General features: G+C 42.4%; 15 protein-coding genes. All 15 read left to right on the forward strand.

Translation table 11 applies throughout. The features are described 5' to 3' along the window. The first annotated feature begins 85 nt into the window (after positions 1-85). The 15 genes from pnp to GKC25_RS07865 all read left to right on the forward strand — a co-directional run bounded on the left by pnp (position 86) and on the right by GKC25_RS07865 (position 17,148). Positions 86-2,203, forward strand: a complete 2,118-nt coding sequence (pnp, locus tag GKC25_RS07795) for a polyribonucleotide nucleotidyltransferase (protein ID WP_034662272.1) — start codon at positions 86-88, stop codon at positions 2,201-2,203. A 114-nt stretch (positions 2,204-2,317) separates the two neighbouring features. Then, complete coding sequence (locus tag GKC25_RS07800) at positions 2,318-3,271, forward strand: polysaccharide deacetylase family protein (RefSeq protein WP_034662270.1); 954 nt, start codon at positions 2,318-2,320, stop codon at positions 3,269-3,271. A gap of 33 nt (positions 3,272-3,304) precedes the next feature. Beyond that, positions 3,305-4,534 (forward strand): M16 family metallopeptidase, encoded by a 1,230-nt coding sequence (locus GKC25_RS07805; protein WP_034662267.1) that lies wholly within the window; start codon positions 3,305-3,307, stop codon positions 4,532-4,534. Between the two features lie 73 nt (positions 4,535-4,607). Further along, positions 4,608-5,531 (forward strand): aminoglycoside phosphotransferase family protein, encoded by a 924-nt coding sequence (locus tag GKC25_RS07810; RefSeq protein WP_106037759.1) that lies wholly within the window; start codon positions 4,608-4,610, stop codon positions 5,529-5,531. 70 nt (positions 5,532-5,601) lie between these two features. Next, positions 5,602-5,874, forward strand: a complete 273-nt coding sequence (locus GKC25_RS07815) for a YlmC/YmxH family sporulation protein (protein WP_012010001.1) — start codon at positions 5,602-5,604, stop codon at positions 5,872-5,874. 123 nt (positions 5,875-5,997) lie between these two features. Then, a complete protein-coding gene (gene dpaA, locus GKC25_RS07820) occupies positions 5,998-6,900 on the forward strand; it encodes a dipicolinic acid synthetase subunit A (protein ID WP_034662261.1) in 903 nt (300 codons plus the stop codon). After that, a complete protein-coding gene (gene dpaB, locus GKC25_RS07825; RefSeq protein ID WP_034662258.1) occupies positions 6,897-7,490 on the forward strand; it encodes a dipicolinate synthase subunit B in 594 nt (197 codons plus the stop codon). Before dpaA ends, dpaB begins: the two co-directional genes overlap by 4 nt. A 139-nt stretch (positions 7,491-7,629) precedes the next feature. Next, a complete protein-coding gene (gene asd, locus GKC25_RS07830; protein ID WP_034662256.1) occupies positions 7,630-8,649 on the forward strand; it encodes an aspartate-semialdehyde dehydrogenase in 1,020 nt (339 codons plus the stop codon). A gap of 92 nt (positions 8,650-8,741) precedes the next feature. Further along, positions 8,742-9,956 carry an aspartate kinase gene (gene dapG / locus GKC25_RS07835; protein WP_034662253.1) on the forward strand — a complete coding sequence of 405 codons (1,215 nt, stop codon included), beginning with the start codon at positions 8,742-8,744 and terminating at the stop codon, positions 9,954-9,956. Positions 9,957-9,986: 30 nt separating this feature from the next. Next, the gene (dapA, locus tag GKC25_RS07840) at positions 9,987-10,853 is read left to right on the forward strand and encodes a 4-hydroxy-tetrahydrodipicolinate synthase (RefSeq protein WP_044142095.1); all 867 of its coding nucleotides are present in this window, start codon (positions 9,987-9,989) and stop codon (positions 10,851-10,853) included. A 171-nt stretch (positions 10,854-11,024) separates the two neighbouring features. Further along, positions 11,025-12,692 (forward strand): ribonuclease J2, encoded by a 1,668-nt coding sequence (gene rnjB, locus GKC25_RS07845; protein WP_066030894.1) that lies wholly within the window; start codon positions 11,025-11,027, stop codon positions 12,690-12,692. A 119-nt stretch (positions 12,693-12,811) separates the two neighbouring features. Beyond that, a complete protein-coding gene (locus tag GKC25_RS07850) occupies positions 12,812-13,540 on the forward strand; it encodes a ClpP family protease (protein WP_034662249.1) in 729 nt (242 codons plus the stop codon). After that, positions 13,537-13,773 (forward strand): YlzJ-like family protein, encoded by a 237-nt coding sequence (locus tag GKC25_RS07855; RefSeq protein ID WP_034662246.1) that lies wholly within the window; start codon positions 13,537-13,539, stop codon positions 13,771-13,773. The genes GKC25_RS07850 and GKC25_RS07855 overlap by 4 nt, the downstream gene beginning before the upstream one ends. Before the next feature lie 111 nt (positions 13,774-13,884). Further along, on the forward strand, positions 13,885-16,257 hold the full coding sequence (locus GKC25_RS07860) for an FtsK/SpoIIIE family DNA translocase (RefSeq protein WP_034662241.1): 2,373 nt from the start codon (positions 13,885-13,887) through the stop codon (positions 16,255-16,257). A gap of 165 nt (positions 16,258-16,422) precedes the next feature. Continuing rightward, positions 16,423-17,148 carry a GntR family transcriptional regulator gene (locus GKC25_RS07865; RefSeq protein ID WP_034662237.1) on the forward strand — a complete coding sequence of 242 codons (726 nt, stop codon included), beginning with the start codon at positions 16,423-16,425 and terminating at the stop codon, positions 17,146-17,148. Positions 17,149-17,200 lie beyond the last annotated feature (52 nt).

The following is a 17,200-nucleotide window of genomic DNA, read 5'->3' on the forward strand; positions in this document are numbered from 1 at the left end:
ACCTTTCACATTGATATGTGAAAATCATTTTGTTCATAATAAGAATTAACTAAAATTTCAAGATAAGAGAGGAGTTTTTCTCAGAATGGGACAAGAGAAACATGTCTTCACCATAGACTGGGCTGGACGTCAACTGACAGTTGAAACTGGCCAGCTTGCAAAGCAAGCAAACGGAGCGGTCCTCGTACGCTACGGAGATACAGCTGTGCTTAGCTCAGCAACAGCTTCTAAAGAACCAAAACCACTTGATTTTTTCCCGCTCACTGTGAACTACGAAGAAAGATTATACGCAGTAGGTAAAATTCCTGGAGGCTTCATTAAAAGAGAAGGCCGTCCAAGTGAAAAAGCGATCCTTGCGAGCCGCTTAATTGACAGACCAATCCGTCCATTATTTGCAGATGGATTTAGAAACGAAGTACAAGTCATTAGTATCGTCATGAGTGTGGATCAAGATTGTTCATCTGAAATGGCTGCAATGTTTGGCTCATCTTTAGCATTATGTGTGTCTGACATTCCATTTGAGGGACCAATCGCCGGCGTTACAGTAGGACGAGTTGATGGAAAGCTGATCATCAATCCAAATGTAGAGCAGCTTGAACAAAGTGACATCAACCTTGTAGTCGCTGGAACAAAAGATGCGATCAACATGGTCGAAGCTGGTGCTGATGAAGTACCAGAAGAAACAATGCTTGAGGCCATCATGTATGGTCACCAAGAGATCAAACGCTTAATCGAATTCCAAGAGGAAATTGTCAAGGCAGTCGGTAAAGCAAAAATCGATATTCCTTTATATGAAGTAGATCAAACGTTAGCAGACGAAGTAAAAGCACTTGCTGAAACAGATCTGCTGAAAGCGATTCAAGTACATGAGAAGCATGCACGTGAGGATGCAATCAGTGCTGTGAAAAAAGCTGTGGTTGAGAAATTTGAAGAAGAAGATCGCGACGAAGCGACGATTAAACAAGCGAAGGATGTATTAAACAAGCTTGTCAAAAACGAAGTTCGCCGTCTGATCACTGAAGAGAAAGTACGTCCAGATGGACGCGGTGTAGATCAAATCCGTCCACTTTCTTCAGAAGTAGGACTTCTGCCAAGAACGCACGGTTCAGGTCTATTTACAAGAGGACAAACACAGGCGCTCAGTATTTGTACATTAGGTGCACTTGGCGATGTGCAAATTCTTGACGGCCTAGGCGTTGAAGAATCGAAACGCTTCATGCACCATTACAACTTCCCTCAATTCAGTGTTGGTGAGACAGGTCCAATGCGTGGCCCAGGCCGCCGCGAAATCGGGCATGGTGCGCTAGGTGAACGTGCATTAGAACCAGTGATCCCATCTGAAAAAGATTTCCCTTATACGGTTCGCCTTGTCTCTGAGGTATTGGAATCAAACGGATCTACTTCACAAGCAAGTATTTGCGCAAGCACACTTGCGATGATGGATGCGGGTGTTCCAATTAAAGCACCAGTTGCAGGGATTGCAATGGGACTTGTGAAATCTGGTGAATACTACACAGTGCTGACAGACATTCAAGGAATGGAAGATGCACTTGGCGATATGGACTTTAAAGTTGCAGGTACATCAAAAGGTGTAACAGCGCTTCAAATGGATATCAAAATCGATGGTCTATCAAAAGACATCTTGGAAGAAGCTCTCCAACAAGCGAAAAAAGGAAGAATGGAAATCTTAGAAAGCATGCTCTCAACGATTCCTGCTTCTAGAGGAGAATTGTCTCGTTATGCACCAAAAATCTTAACGATGAAGATCAATCCTGATAAAATTCGTGATGTCATTGGACCAAGCGGTAAACAAATCAATAAAATCATTGAAGATACCGGTGTGAAAATCGATATTGAACAAGATGGTACAATCTTTATCTCTTCTACAGAAGAAGACATGAACCAAAAAGCGAAGAAAGTCATTGAAGATCTTGTGAGAGAAGTTGAAGTGGGGCAACTTTACTTAGGTAAAGTAAAACGCATTGAAAAATTCGGTGCTTTCCTTGAAATCTTCAGCGGCAAAGATGGACTTGTTCATATTTCTGAGCTTGCGCTTGACCGTGTAGGCAAAGTAGAAGATGTCGTGAAGATCGGCGATGAATTACTTGTCAAAGTCACTGAAATCGATAAACAAGGCCGTGTGAACCTTTCTCGCAAAGCTGTTTTACGTGAAGAAAAGGAAAAAGAAGAAAAACAGTCTTAATGAAATGTGTTAGAAGCCAGGTATCCGTACCAGGCTTCTTTCTTTTCTTGCGTTAACAATAGTTCTAGCTTGTTTCTCCCCATCATAATTTGTGATAAAGGGGAGGGACAGCCATTGAAAAAAACGTTACCATTCATTGTGTTTGTATTTTTACTGCTCGTGTCATATCAAACGATGAAGCAGCCGGCTGCTGTTACATATATTGAATCAATGAAAGAGCATGCTGAGGTTGCATCTGTTTCAAAAGATATTTTATATCAAGAGATTGAATCGAAGTCTTCTGACTATGAAGTGAAGGCGCAAAATGCTAAGATTGATAAAGTGTGGAAAAAGATGCCTGGTCTAAATGGACAGACAGTCAATATCGATGCCTCTTATGAAAAAATGAAAAAACAAGGGTCATTTGATGAAAAGCTGCTTGTTTTCAATGAAACAAAACCTTCTATTCATTTACACGAACTTGGTGCTGAGCCCATTTACAAGGGACATCCAGATAAAAAAATGAATGCTTTCCTCATCAACGTGGCTTGGGGTGACGAGCATTTAATCAAGATGTTAAAGACACTGGAAAAGCATCGGGTCAAGGCGACCTTTTTCTTAGAGGGCAAATGGGTGAAAAAAAGCACGGATCTTGCTAAAAAAATCGTGGCAGATGGTCATGAAATTGGAAACCATTCATACAATCACCCGGATATGCGCACACTGACAAGAGAACGAGCATTAGAGCAGATTACCAAAACGAATCGTCAAATTGAAGAATCCCTTGGAAAAAAACCGAAGTGGTTCGCCCCTCCTAGCGGCAGCTTTAAAGAAGAAACAGTGAAACTCGCTGCTGAAGAAGGAATGGAAACCATTATGTGGACGGTAGACACCATTGACTGGCAAAAACCGTCACCAGACATATTACAAAAACGGGTGCTTGGGAAAATCCACAATGGGGCGATGATATTAATGCATCCAACAGATTCGACGGCGAAAAGTCTTGACGTACTTATCACTCAAATCAAGGAAAGAGGATATGAATTAGGAACGGTTTCAGACCTCCTAAGTGAAAAAAGACATCCGTGATCCGATCTGTTTGTTGAATAGGAGGAGCAAAACTTGGTCAAAACGTATACATGCCAAAACGGAGTAAGAATTGTACTTGAAAACAATCCCACTGTAAGATCTGTCGCAATTGGCGTCTGGATTGGAACTGGTTCTAGACATGAGACACCAGAAATTAATGGAATCTCACACTTTCTGGAGCATATGTTCTTTAAAGGGACAAAGACGAGATCTGCACGTGATATCGCAGAATCCTTTGACCGCATTGGTGGTCAAGTGAATGCCTTTACGTCAAAAGAATACACTTGCTACTATGCAAAGGTGCTTGATTCACATGCTGGCTACGCCCTCGATGTATTAAGCGACATGTTCTTCCACTCCGCTTTTGATGAAGAAGAGCTGAAAAAAGAAAAAAATGTAGTCTATGAAGAAATCAAAATGTATGAGGATACACCTGATGATATCGTTCATGATCTGTTGAGCAAAGCGATTTATGGTGATCATTCTTTAGGGTTCCCGATTTTAGGAACAGAAGAAACACTTTCTACTTTTAACGGTGACTCTCTTAGAGCTTATATGGATGAATTCTACACGCCGGACCGCGTCGTCATCTCTGTTGCAGGGAATGTGGATGACACCTTTATTCGCGAGGTTGAAAAATTGTTCGGTTCATATGAAACGAAAGGGAAAAAACAGCCTTTAGAAGCGCCGCAATTTCACTATGACAAGCTCACACGCAAAAAGGAAACAGAGCAAGCGCATCTATGCATGGGCTTTAATGGCCTCCCAGCTGGAGATAAAGGCATCTATGACTTAATCGTCTTAAACAATGTTCTTGGCGGAAGCATGAGCAGCCGCTTGTTCCAGGATGTAAGAGAAGACAAAGGACTCGCTTATTCCGTTTTCAGCTATCACAGTTCATTTGCAGATAACGGCATGCTGACGATTTATGGCGGGACTGGAGCGAAGCAGTTAAACCTGCTCTCTGAAACCATCTTACAAACATTAGACGTCTTAAAACGTGAGGGAATCACGCAAAAAGAGCTTGAAAACTCTAAGGAGCAAATGAAAGGGAACCTCATGCTCAGCCTTGAAAGCACAAACAGCAAGATGAGCCGAAACGGTAAAAATGAACTGCTCCTTGGCAAACATCGTACACTCGATGAAATTATTGACGAAATCAACCACGTCACATTAGACGGCGTGAATAACTTATCAAAACGAATCTTTACAGAAGATTATGCGCTCTCGCTTATTAGTCCGACGGGTGATCAGCCATCATAATGTAAACAACACGGCAGGCTTCTAAGAGGTCTGCCGTTTTATTGTATATAAAGAAGAAAGGAGCACTGCTTTCATGGAACATGAAAAACTGAAACGCCTCTCTCCGCTTCTGACACAAGCCATCTCCTTTCAGCCGATGACATCTGGCTTTTCAGGAAACCGTACTTATCTCGTCACAACATCCTCTAGTGAAAAGCTAGTGCTCAAGCTATCAAACCTCAAAACGTATTCCAGCTTTAAAAGAAAAGCGTCAGTTCAGCGAAAGTTAAAAGATCGAGGGCTTCTATGTTCTGAAGTGATGGAGATTGGAATGAGTGCTGAATTTAACTGTACCTATCGTATTTTCTCCTTGATTGAAGGAGAGAATGCTAGAGCATCCATCCATCTGCTCACAAATGAAGAGCAGTATGAAATCGGAAGGCGGGCAGGCAGAGAGCTGAGTTTCATGCATACATGTCACGCACCTTCTCATGTCGCGCCATGGGATGAGAGAGTCATGGCGAAACATGAACGGTATGTACATACCTATCAATCAAGTGGAGTAACTTTTGCTCAAGATCAATTCGTATTAGATTTTATCAAATCACATGTTGATGCGGTAAAGGCGAGACCGAACCAGTTCCAGCATGATGATTTTCATTTAGGGAATATCATCATTCAAGGAGGTGAGTATGCCGGCGTGATTGATTTTGATCAATCTGACTGGGGTGACCCGGTTCATGACTTTTATAAATTGTCCTTATTTAGTCGAGAAAGCAGTGTTCCGTTTTCAGCAGGACAACTGGATCACTATGTAAGTACGCAGGCTACAGACGATTTTTGGCTTCTTTTTTCCATCTATACAGCAATGAGCTGCTTTTCTTCTATTGTATGGACGCTTTCTTATGACCCTGAACATGTAAAAGATATGGTGAACCGAGTGGAGAGAATGCTGGCAGACCATGATCGCTTTCATCTACTGAAACCAGCTTGGTATTCAAATTGGCATCATTCATAACTTGAAAAAGCGGGACGGTCTATTTCTTCTTGTGGCTGCATATATGATACGGAAGGGAAGTGATGCGATTTTGAGGCTAAGTGAGCTGTCAGGAAAAGAGATCGTCGATATCAAAAGAGCGGAGCGGCTTGGCGTGCTTGGACAAACCGACCTTGAAATCAATGAACAGGACGGTCAAATAACAGCACTCATCATACCTTCGGTGAAGTGGTTTGGCTTTCGAAAGCAAGGAAATGACATCCGCGTCCCGTGGAATCACATTCAAAAAATAGGATCAGATATGATCATTCTCGATGTGCCTGAAGCACTTCAGCCACCCGGAGAAAAAGAGCATCCATCATAAATGGGTGCTCTTTTTCTTTTCTCTCTCCGATTTGTTCACAGGCTGAATCCTCTCCTCATATGCTAGAAGGGAGATTCAGAAAATATTACAGACTTTTTTAAATAAAGAAGGTGAACGGTCAGTATGTTGAGCGGTTTAACGGTTGCGGTGATCGGGGGAGATGCAAGGCAGCTTGAAATTATTCGCAAGCTGTCACAGCAGCATGCCAAAGTGTTTTTGGTTGGATTTGATCAGCTGGATCACGGATTTATCGGTGCTGAAAAGCTGAAAATGTCAGAACTTCCATTCGAACAGGTAGACAGTATGATCCTGCCAGTATCAGGGGCAACGGATGAAGGTGTTGTTGCGACAGTTTTCTCAAATGAGCAGGTTTTGCTGGAAGCAACATATTTAGAAAGAACCCCTGCCCATTGTACCTTGTACTCAGGTATTTCTAATACGTACTTAGACAATCTGGCAAAGCAGGTGAACCGAAAACTTGTGAAGCTGTTTGAGCGAGATGATATTGCCATATATAACTCTATTCCAACAGTTGAAGGGATTATCATGATGGCCATTCAGCAAACGGATTATACGATTCATGGATCACGTGTTGCTGTTCTCGGGCTCGGAAGAACAGGACTCACCATTGCCCGCACATTTCGGGCACTCGGTGCGGACGTAAAAGTAGGGGCAGCAGATACAGCTCATTTAGCGCGGGCCTTTGAAATGGGAATTGATCCATTTTCAATGGACCGGTTAAAAGAAGAAGTAACGGATGTAGATATCATCATCAATACCATTCCAAGCCTTGTATTAGATTCATCTGTCATCGTCAGCATGACACCAAAGACACTCATTTTGGATATCGCCTCCCGCCCAGGAGGAACAGACTTTGACTTTGCACAAAAACACGGAGTGAAGGCGCTTCTTGCACCAGGACTCCCGGGTATTGTTGCACCAAAGACAGCAGGGCAAATCATTGCAAAAGTGCTTTCTGGGCTCTTATGTGAACTTGCAGAGGAAAAAAGGGGGATGGAATCATGACAACATTAAAAGGGAAAAGAATCGGCTTTGGCTTAACTGGTTCCCACTGTACGTACGAAGCTGTTTATCCGCAAATCGAAGCACTTGTAAAAGAAGGAGCAGAAGTGCGTCCAGTGGTGTCATATACGGTCCAGAGTACGAATACAAGATTCGGAGATGGGGCTGACTGGATTGAGCGGATTGAGAAGCTGACTGGCTTTAAGGCGATTGACTCAATCGTTAAAGCAGAGCCGCTCGGACCTAAGCTGCCACTTGATTGTATGGTCATTGCTCCATTAACAGGGAACTCGATGGCGAAATTCGCAAATGCCCTGACAGACAGCCCTGTTTTAATGGCTGCAAAAGCAACCATTCGAAATCATCGTCCTGTCGTTTTAGGAATTTCAACAAATGATGCGCTAGGCTTAAATGGTACAAATCTGATGAGGCTGATGTCGACAAAGAATATTTTCTTTATTCCATTTGGCCAAGATGATCCATTTAAAAAACCGACCTCCATGGTCGCAAACATGGATTTGCTTTCTCAAACAGTAGAAGAGGCGCTCCAGCATAGACAAATTCAGCCGATTTTAATTGGAGCAAACGAATAATAGATTCACTAGAAAATCATGAAAGATTCAAAAAAGATGCTTCAAGCCTTGCTTTTCTATGGTAAAATAAAATGTAAAAAGTCATAGGATGGCCATCCGAAAGAAAAGAATCATGGATGGGTCGGAAGGAGTTTTACTGATGGGAAGAGGATTGCATGTAGCTGTAGTTGGAGCGACTGGAGCTGTCGGTCAACAAATGTTAAAAACACTAGCTGACAGAGATTTTGAAATGGATACACTGACTCTACTATCCTCAAAACGTTCTGCTGGAACAAAAGTGACATTCAGAGGTCAAGAGTATACCGTTCAGGAAGCAACACCTGAAAGCTTTGAAGGAGTGAACATTGCATTATTCAGTGCTGGAGGAAATGTTTCCAAGGCGCTAGCTCCTGAAGCAGTCAAACGAGGTGCGATTGTTGTAGACAACACAAGTGCTTTTCGTATGGACGAAAACATCCCTCTTGTCGTACCAGAGGTAAACGAAAAAGACTTGCATGACCATCAAGGAATCATTGCAAACCCTAACTGTTCAACGATTCAAATGGTAGCGGCATTAGAACCGCTTCGTCAGGCGTATGGCATGAAAAAAGTCATCGTGTCCACTTACCAAGCCGTATCAGGTGCAGGACATGAAGCCATTGACGAACTATACAGCCAATCACAAGCCATTTTAAATAAAGAAGATGTAAAGCCGGAAGTCATGCCTTATCAAATTGCATTTAATGCGATTCCGCAAATTGATAAATTCCAAGACAATGGCTATACATTTGAAGAAATGAAAATGATCAACGAAACGAAAAAAATCATGCATATGCCAGAGCTAGAAGTAGCGGCAACATGTGTGAGACTTCCAATTGAAACAGGACATTCAGAATCTGTCTACGTCGAACTAGAATCAAATGACGCAACAGTTGACGACATTAAGTCAATTCTTAAAGATGCACCAGGCATTACACTGCAAGATGATCCGTCTCAGCAAATTTATCCAATGCCTGCAGATGCTGTTGGAAAAAACGACGTATTTGTCGGCCGCATTCGGAAAGATTTGGACCGTCCAAACGGGTTCCATATGTGGATTGTATCTGATAACCTGCTAAAAGGCGCTGCATGGAACTCAGTTCAAATTGCAGAAAGCTTAAAAGCATTAAAATTAGTTTAACATTCAATGGATGATGAGGACGAACAGAAGAGAGTTAGGCATCTTTCGCCTGCTCTCTTCTGTTACGTCAGAATGAACTTGGAGTGAAAACAGTGAAAATAATTGTCCAAAAATTTGGCGGTACATCTGTCAAAGATGATCAAGGTAGAAAAAGGGCACTTGCACATATCTTATCGGCAAAAGAGAAAGGCTATAAGTCGGTTGTCGTCGTTTCCGCAATGGGACGAAAAGGCGACCCTTATGCGACAGATACGCTGCTTGGTCTGCTTTACGGCAGCGCGCAGCATATGACAAATCGAGAAAAAGACTTGCTCGTTTCCTGCGGAGAGAATATTTCAGCTGTTGTGTTTTCAAGTATGCTGAATGAAAACGGGCTAAAGGCTGTAGCAATGACAGGCGCACAGGCGGGCTTTGTGACAGATAAGGAGCATACGAGTGCGAAAATTATTGATATGAAGTGTGAACGTCTCGAGGCGGCACTGTCTGAACATGATGTTGTCGTTGTTGCTGGGTTCCAAGGAGCTGCGAAAAATGGGGACGTGACCACAATCGGACGAGGCGGCAGTGATACGTCCGCAGCTGCTTTAGGTGCTGCATTACAGGCAGACTTCATTGATATTTTTACAGATGTAGAAGGCGTCATGACAGCAGATCCCCGCATTGTTGAAAATGCAAAGCCGCTCAGAGTCGTGACATATACGGAAATTTGCAACCTTGCATATCAAGGGGCGAAAGTCATTCACCCGAGAGCTGTCGAAATTGCGATGCAAGCAAAAGTACCAATGAGGGTCCGTTCAACATACTCTGATGATGAGGGCACACTCGTCACGTCACACTACTCAGATAAAATGAGCCATGATGTGTACGACCGCCTCATTACGGGTATTGCACATGTCAATGATGTGACGCAAATCAAGGTCCCGGCAAAAGAAGGGCAGTACAGCGTCCAAACAGAGGTCTTCAAGGCTATGGCTAACGCACAAATCAGTGTCGACTTCTTCAACATTACACCGAGTGAGATTGTGTATACAGTGACAGGTGCAATGACTGAAAAGGCAACGTCAATTCTAAAAGATCTTGGCTATACGCCAATTGTGACAACAAATTGTGCAAAAGTATCAGCTGTTGGCGCAGGCATCATGGGTGTACCAGGTGTCACATCTAAAATTGTATCGGCTCTATCCGAGCAAAACATTCCGATTTTACAATCGGCTGACAGCCATACGACCATTTGGGTGCTAGTGAACGAAGAAAACATGAGAGCGGCTGTCAATGCCCTGCACGAAGTGTTTGAACTTTCAAGATAAATGTGATTGAATCATGATGAGGTGAAAAAAATGAATTTCGGAAATATCGCAACAGCTATGATTACACCTTTTGATAAAAAGGGCAACATTGATTTCCAAAAGCTATCAATTCTCATTGATTACTTATTAAAAAACGGCAGTGACTCTTTAGTCGTTGCAGGGACAACAGGCGAATCGCCAACTTTATCGACTGAAGAAAAAGTCGCTCTTTTTCAGCAATCGGTGAAATTAGCAAATGGTCGTTGTAAAATCATTGCAGGAACAGGCAGTAATAATACAAATGCGTCTATCAAACTAACGAAAAAAGCAGAAGAAGCGGGCGTTGATGCAGTGATGCTTGTCGTACCTTACTACAACAAGCCATCACAGGAAGGCATGTATGCACACTTTAAAGCCATTGCCGAGTCTACATCTCTTCCTGTCATGCTTTACAATGTACCAGGGAGAACGGTTGCGTCATTAGCCCCAGAAACAACCATTAAACTTGCGCAAATACCTAACATTGTCGCGATCAAAGAAGCAAGCGGTGATCTTGATGCCATGACAAAAATCATTGCAGAGACACCAGAAGATTTCGATGTATATTCAGGTGACGACAGCTTAACACTTCCAGCTGTATCTGTTGGTGCAAAAGGAGTTGTCTCTGTGGCGTCTCATATCGTAGGACTTGATATGCAGCAAATGCTGAAAAGCTATGCTTCAGGTCAAACGGCCAATGCCGCATTGATCCATCAAAAGCTGCTCCCAATCATGAAACAGCTTTTCACAGCGCCAAATCCAACGCCTGTCAAAACAGCTCTTCAGCTAAAAGGACTAGATGTCGGATCGGTTCGTCTTCCGCTTTTACCTTTGTCAGAAGAAGAGAGACTGGATTTAAGCAGCGTCTTAAACAGCTGATCAAAACAAAAAATTTCGTAAGCGGTCATTCTCAGATGTCCCTGAGTATGACCGTTTTTTATACATAAACACTTTCTTAAAATGTGACTTCATCTTGTTTTCTAAAATTAGATTCAGTTATAATAGCATTAAGCGATGATGGACGGGCTTGAGACTAGGAGGATAAGAATTTTGAAAAAGAAAAATACAGAGAACGTAAGAATTATTGCACTGGGAGGCGTTGGAGAAATCGGGAAAAACCTATATGTCATTGAAATTGATTCTGACATTTATGTGGTAGATGCAGGCTTGATGCATCCAGAAAACGAAATGCTAGGCATTGACGTCGTTATTCCTGATATCTCTTATTTAACAGAACGTGCTGATCGGGTGAAAGCAATTTTTCTTACCCACGGACATGATGAAGCAATCGGAGGCGTATTCCATTGCTTAAGCAAATTGTCTGTACCAGTTTACGGAACGAAGCTGACCCTTGCGTTACTTCGAGAAAAATTAAAGCAGTATGGCTTCAATCAAAAAGCTGACTTGCGTGAGGTACATGCAAAATCAGTCATTACGTTTGAAACAACAAAGGTATCATTCTTTAGAACGAATCACAGCATCCCTGATTCAGTTGGGATCAGCTTTAAAACCTCTCTTGGTTCAATCGTATGCACAGGTGATTTTAAATTTGATCAAACCCCAGCGCTTAACCAAGCCTGTGACATCGGAGAGATTGCGAAAATTGGAAACAATGGCGTTTTAGCACTTCTTTCAGACAGTGCGAATGCTGAAAAACCAGGTTATACACCTTCTGAGGCGCTCGTCCAAGACGAAATCTCAAATGCGATGTACAATGCTGAAAATCGAGTAATTGTCGCTGTATCTTCATCTAACATTAACCGCGTGCAGCAGATCATTAATGCAGCGAATCAAAATGGCCGTAAGCTTGCCGTAGCAGGGAAGAATATGATGACGACTCTTCAGCTGGCGATCAAACTTGGTTATGTCACAGCAGACGAAGAATTATTTGTACCAGTTCAAGAAGTGAAGAAAATGGCGAAAAACGATGTGGTCATCCTGACAGCTGGAAGCCACGGAGAGCCTCTTGCTGCTTTAACAAAAATGGCAAAACAAAATCACAAACAGCTTCATATTGAAAAAGATGACACTGTTGTGATTGCATCTACACCTCTTCCAGGACAAGAACTCACATATTCAAAAACAGTGGATTTCCTCACAAGAAGCGGCGCACAAGTCATTTTTGCGCAAAAACGTGTGCATGTCTCTGGACATGGCTGCCAAGAAGAGTTAAAGCTGATGCTGAACTTACTAAAGCCAAAGTATTTAATTCCGGTGAATGGCGAATATCGTATGCAAAAAGCACATTCTCGTATTGCTGAAGAAGTGGGAATGAAACGAAGTGACATTTTCTTGATTGATAAAGGGGATGTTGTAGAGTTTAGAGGACAGAACGTAAAAATCGGTGAAAAAGTTCACCAAGGCAATATTTTGATCGATGGTCTTGGCGTTGGTGATATCGGGAACATTGTGCTACGCGATAGACGCCTATTGTCTCAAGATGGTATCTTAATTGTCGTTATTACGCTTGATAAACAAAAGAAACAATTAATTTCTGGACCTGAAATCATCACAAGAGGATTTGTGTATGTCAGAGAATCCGAAGAGCTGATTGTAAAAGCGACAGAAATGGTCAAAGGAATTGTCAAAGAGCAAACGGAAAACTCAATTGTTGAATGGTCAACATTGAAACAATCCATGCGCGATGTACTCAATCAATTCCTATATGAAAAAACAAAACGTAAGCCGATGATCATTCCAATTATTATGGAAGTGTGATGTGAAAGCCCAAGGAGCATAAGCTCTTTGGGCTTTTTTGATGTGGCACTAGGAATGCGGATTGAATACGGCCTTCTTGTTCATAATAGAAGGAGAGTTTGAGGAAAGGATGGAGACAAATGGACGAAAAGAATGAACAGCAGCCTGAGCGAAAGCCAGAAGAAAAAGACAGCATTATGAGCAAAATACAGCAGCTTGGTGAAACAGCCATACCACAGCTGCCGCAAGATACAAATATACATTGCCTCACCATTATTGGACAAATTGAAGGCCACATGCAGCTTCCGCCACAAAATAAAACAACCAAATACGAACATGTCATTCCGCAAATCGTCGCAGTTGAACAAAACCCGAAAATTGAAGGTCTTTTGATCATCTTAAATACAGTAGGCGGCGATGTTGAAGCGGGACTAGCGATTGCAGAAATGCTTGCATCTTTATCGAAACCGACTGTATCGATTGTACTTGGCGGCGGCCACTCTATTGGTGTCCCGATTGCTGTATCGTGTGACTATTCCTATATTGCAGAAACAGCCACGATGACCATTCATCCTGTGCGTTTAACTGGTCTAGTGATTGGTGTCCCGCAAACCTTTGAATACTTAGATAAAATGCAGGAAAGAGTCATTAACTTTGTAACAAGCCACTCCAATATTACAGAAGAGAAGTTTAAAGAGCTCATGTTCTCAAAAGGCAATTTGACAAGAGACATTGGAACAAATGTTGTTGGTCATGAGGCAGCAGAATACGGACTCATGAATGAAGTAGGCGGCGTAGGACAAGCGATTAAAAAGTTGAACGAACTGATTGGAGACAGGGCATCTCAAAACGAGGGGCTGATCCAATGATTTTATATACACCTATGCCATATGAAGCCATTTACGCGGAGGAACAAGGAGACCGCAAACTTCAGCAGGTAAACATCCAAGGCGTGCCAGTTATGGTTGAAATGAAAGAGGATGAAGCAGAAATTGTTCAAGTCATGAGCACCAATCCAATGGACTTTCTGAATCAAGAGCTTGCACCAGGCAAGCGATTGAAGTTACAATTAGGCACCAATCAAAACGACTCATATGAATGATTCTATGCTATAATAAAGGGAAAACTTACAACAAGATGCAGCCAAAACCAGGCTGCTTTCTTTCTGATCTTTTCGGTAGGTTATATTTTCTTTCGTAGTAAGGTGATGAGTATGGCTAAAAAGAGAAAACGGAAAACGAGAAAAAAACAAAATAAACAGCTAAAACTGAAATATGAATTAAATGGGTTAGTCTGTATTGCCATAGCGATCATTGCCATTTTACAGCTAGGCGTCGTTGGACAAACCTTCGTACATTTATTCCGATTCTTTGCAGGTGAATGGTTCATTCTCTGCCTTATCGGATTATTTCTTTTTGGCGTGACCATCTTCTGGAAAAAACAAATCCCAGATATTTTGACAAGGAGAAAAGCAGGGCTATACTGCATCATTGCGAGTATCTTGCTTTTGTCTCATGTGAAGCTCTTTCAGCACCTTTCATCTGCGGGCGCAATAGGCTCTCAAAGTGTGATAAGAAATACATTTGAGCTTTTCTTAATGGATATGAAAGGTGAGACTGGGTCACCTGATTTAGGAGGCGGCATGATCGGTGCCGTATTATTTGCTGCTTCATATTTCTTATTTGCGCAAGCAGGATCTCAAATTATGGCAATCGTTCTGATGCTGATTGGAATTGTGCTGATTACAAATCGATCTCTTCAAGAAATGGTGAAAAAAGTGTCGCTCCCTGTCTCACAATTTATGGTGAAGCAGTGGAAAGCGTTTGTTGAAGATATGAAAGGAATCAGGCAGGCGAAAAAGAGCGCGCCCTCTCAGAAAACAGGTGAAAAGAAAAAACGGTCTCGTATTCAGGAAGAGGACGATGATGATCAGATCTTGATCGAAGAGGAAACGCCGGTTTCAGACAATAGCCAGCCAATCATCTCAAGCTTTGCTGATAGAGATGACATTCTCACCCCGCTCGTTCAAAAAGAGCAGACGGCAAAAGAGACAGAGCCTCTTCAAGAGTCTGTGCAAAGTGCACCAGTTCCATCAGATACAGCCGATGAACCAAAAGAGGCGCCGCCGATGACATTTACTGAACTTGAAAACAAAGATTACGAATTGCCGTCACTTGATATTTTGGCAGAGCCCCAGCATTCAGGGCAGCAAACAGACAAGAAAAATATATACGAAAATGCAAGAAAGCTTGAAAAAACGTTCCAAAGCTTTGGTGTTAAAGCAAAAGTTACACAGGTTCACTTAGGACCGGCCGTTACAAAATATGAAGTCTATCCAGATGTCGGCGTGAAGGTAAGTAAGATCGTCAATCTAAGTGATGACTTAGCCCTTGCTCTTGCAGCAAAAGACATTCGGATTGAGGCGCCGATTCCTGGTAAATCAGCCATCGGTATTGAGGTTCCTAATGCAGAAATCGCGATGGTTTCTTTAAAAGAGGTATTAGAATCAAAGCAAAATGACCGTCCAAACGCCAAGCTGCTGATTGGACTGGGCCGAAATATTTCTGGTGAAGCTGTGCTGGCTGAAATGAACAAAATGCCGCATTTACTTGTAGCAGGCTCGACTGGAAGCGGAAAAAGTGTGTGCATCAATGGTATTATCACAAGTATTCTCATGAGAGCGAAACCTCATGAAGTGAAAATGATGATGATTGATCCGAAAATGGTTGAACTAAATGTGTATAATGGCATTCCGCATCTGCTCGCTCCGGTTGTAACGGACCCTAAGAAAGCCTCACAGGCACTTAAAAAAGTAGTCAGCGAAATGGAGCGCCGCTATGAATTATTTTCTCATACGGGGACAAGAAATATTGAAGGATACAATGATTACATTAAACGAATGAATCAATCAGAAGAGGCCAAACAGCCAGAACTTCCTTATATTGTCGTCATTGTAGACGAGCTTGCAGATTTAATGATGGTCGCTTCTTCTGATGTAGAAGATTCCATTACAAGACTTTCGCAAATGGCTCGTGCTGCCGGGATTCATTTAATTATTGCTACACAAAGACCTTCTGTCGATGTCATTACAGGTGTCATTAAAGCCAACATCCCATCCCGCATCGCCTTTAGCGTGTCCTCGCAAACAGATTCAAGGACGATCCTTGATATGGGTGGCGCAGAAAAACTGCTGGGCAGAGGGGATATGCTGTTTCTACCGGTAGGTGCAAACAAACCGGTTCGTGTGCAAGGCGCCTTTTTATCAGATGAAGAAGTGGAGCATGTCGTTGATCATGTGATCACCCAGCAAAAAGCACAATATCAAGAAGAAATGATTCCAACTGAAGAAACGCAGGATCAGCTTACAGCTGTGGATGACGATTTATATGATGAAGCAGTGGAACTCATCATCGGCATGCAGACGGCTTCTGTCTCTATGCTTCAAAGAAGATTCCGCATCGGCTATACCCGAGCGGCCCGCCTGATTGACGCAATGGAAGAGCGGGGCGTTGTCGGCCCTTATGAAGGAAGTAAACCGAGAGAAGTCCTGCTCTCAAAAGAACAATATGACGAGCTCTCTTCATAAATCGAAGAGAGTTTTCCTAAAAAAGAAGTAAACGATAGTATGATTATGTTAACTGGAAGTCAGACTATTTATTTATTTGCAAAAACATGATATAGTTGTGTTCAACTTATCTCGGAATAGAGATTTCTCATCTTATCATTTGCATTGATTAGACGGAGGGAAAACATGTCGACCAAAACAGACAATCGCCATTTATATTTGAAAGTGATTGACCGTATTAAAGAAGATATACAAACAGGCGTATATGCAGAAAAAGAAAAGCTGCCTTCTGAGTTTGAGCTCTCAAAGCTTTTAGGCGTGAGCAGAGCGACACTGCGTGAAGCCCTTCGTGTATTAGAAGAAGAGAAGTATTTAATTAGAAGGCATGGTGTGGGAACGTTCGTCAACACAAGACCACTCTTTTCAACAGGCATAGAACAGCTGGCAAGTGTCACGAAAATGATCGAGCAGGTCAATATGACGCCTGGTACCATCTTTTTATCCTCGCAAGAAGGGGAGCCAACAGAGAATGATGTGATTCGTTTTCAGTGTGATGAATCTGATGAGATTTTTTCAATGGAACGCGTTCGAACGGCAGATGGACAGCCAGTGGTATATTGTTTAGATAAAATTCCGGTCAAGCATCTTCCCGCTTCTTTTACACATGAAGAAGAGTCTCTTTTTGAGCTGTTTGGAAGAGAACCACACAGCGGGATTAAATATGCAGTTGCTGACATCGAACCAATCGGCTACCACGATCAGGTTTCACCGATACTCGAATGTGACCCTGAAACAGCATTATTATTACTGAAACAAATGCACTATGATCAGGATGATCAGCCGGTCTTATACTCGCTTAATTATTTTCGAGCGGATAAATTCAGCTTTCATGTGATACGTAAACGATTTTAACAAGCAGTCGCTTCCATAAGCGGTTGCTTTTTGTTTGCCCATACATAATACC

Origin of the sequence: Bacillus pumilus (genome assembly GCF_038738535.1) — a bacterium.
Lineage (GTDB): Bacteria > Bacillota > Bacilli > Bacillales > Bacillaceae > Bacillus.

Excerpts from the sequence above, each read along its gene's own strand:
- pnp (WP_034662272.1), top strand. The coding sequence starts at position 86 with ATGGGACAAGAGAAACATGTCTTCACCATAGACTGGGCTGGACGTCAA.
- GKC25_RS07810 (WP_106037759.1), top strand. The coding sequence starts at position 4,608 with ATGGAACATGAAAAACTGAAACGCCTCTCTCCGCTTCTGACACAAGCC.
- dpaA (WP_034662261.1), top strand. The coding sequence starts at position 5,998 with ATGTTGAGCGGTTTAACGGTTGCGGTGATCGGGGGAGATGCAAGGCAG.
- dpaB (WP_034662258.1), top strand. The coding sequence starts at position 6,897 with ATGACAACATTAAAAGGGAAAAGAATCGGCTTTGGCTTAACTGGTTCC.
- asd (WP_034662256.1), top strand. The coding sequence starts at position 7,630 with ATGGGAAGAGGATTGCATGTAGCTGTAGTTGGAGCGACTGGAGCTGTC.
- dapA (WP_044142095.1), top strand. The coding sequence starts at position 9,987 with ATGAATTTCGGAAATATCGCAACAGCTATGATTACACCTTTTGATAAA.
- GKC25_RS07850 (WP_034662249.1), top strand. The coding sequence starts at position 12,812 with ATGGACGAAAAGAATGAACAGCAGCCTGAGCGAAAGCCAGAAGAAAAA.
- GKC25_RS07855 (WP_034662246.1), top strand. The coding sequence starts at position 13,537 with ATGATTTTATATACACCTATGCCATATGAAGCCATTTACGCGGAGGAA.
- GKC25_RS07860 (WP_034662241.1), top strand. The coding sequence starts at position 13,885 with ATGGCTAAAAAGAGAAAACGGAAAACGAGAAAAAAACAAAATAAACAG.
- GKC25_RS07865 (WP_034662237.1), top strand. The coding sequence starts at position 16,423 with ATGTCGACCAAAACAGACAATCGCCATTTATATTTGAAAGTGATTGAC.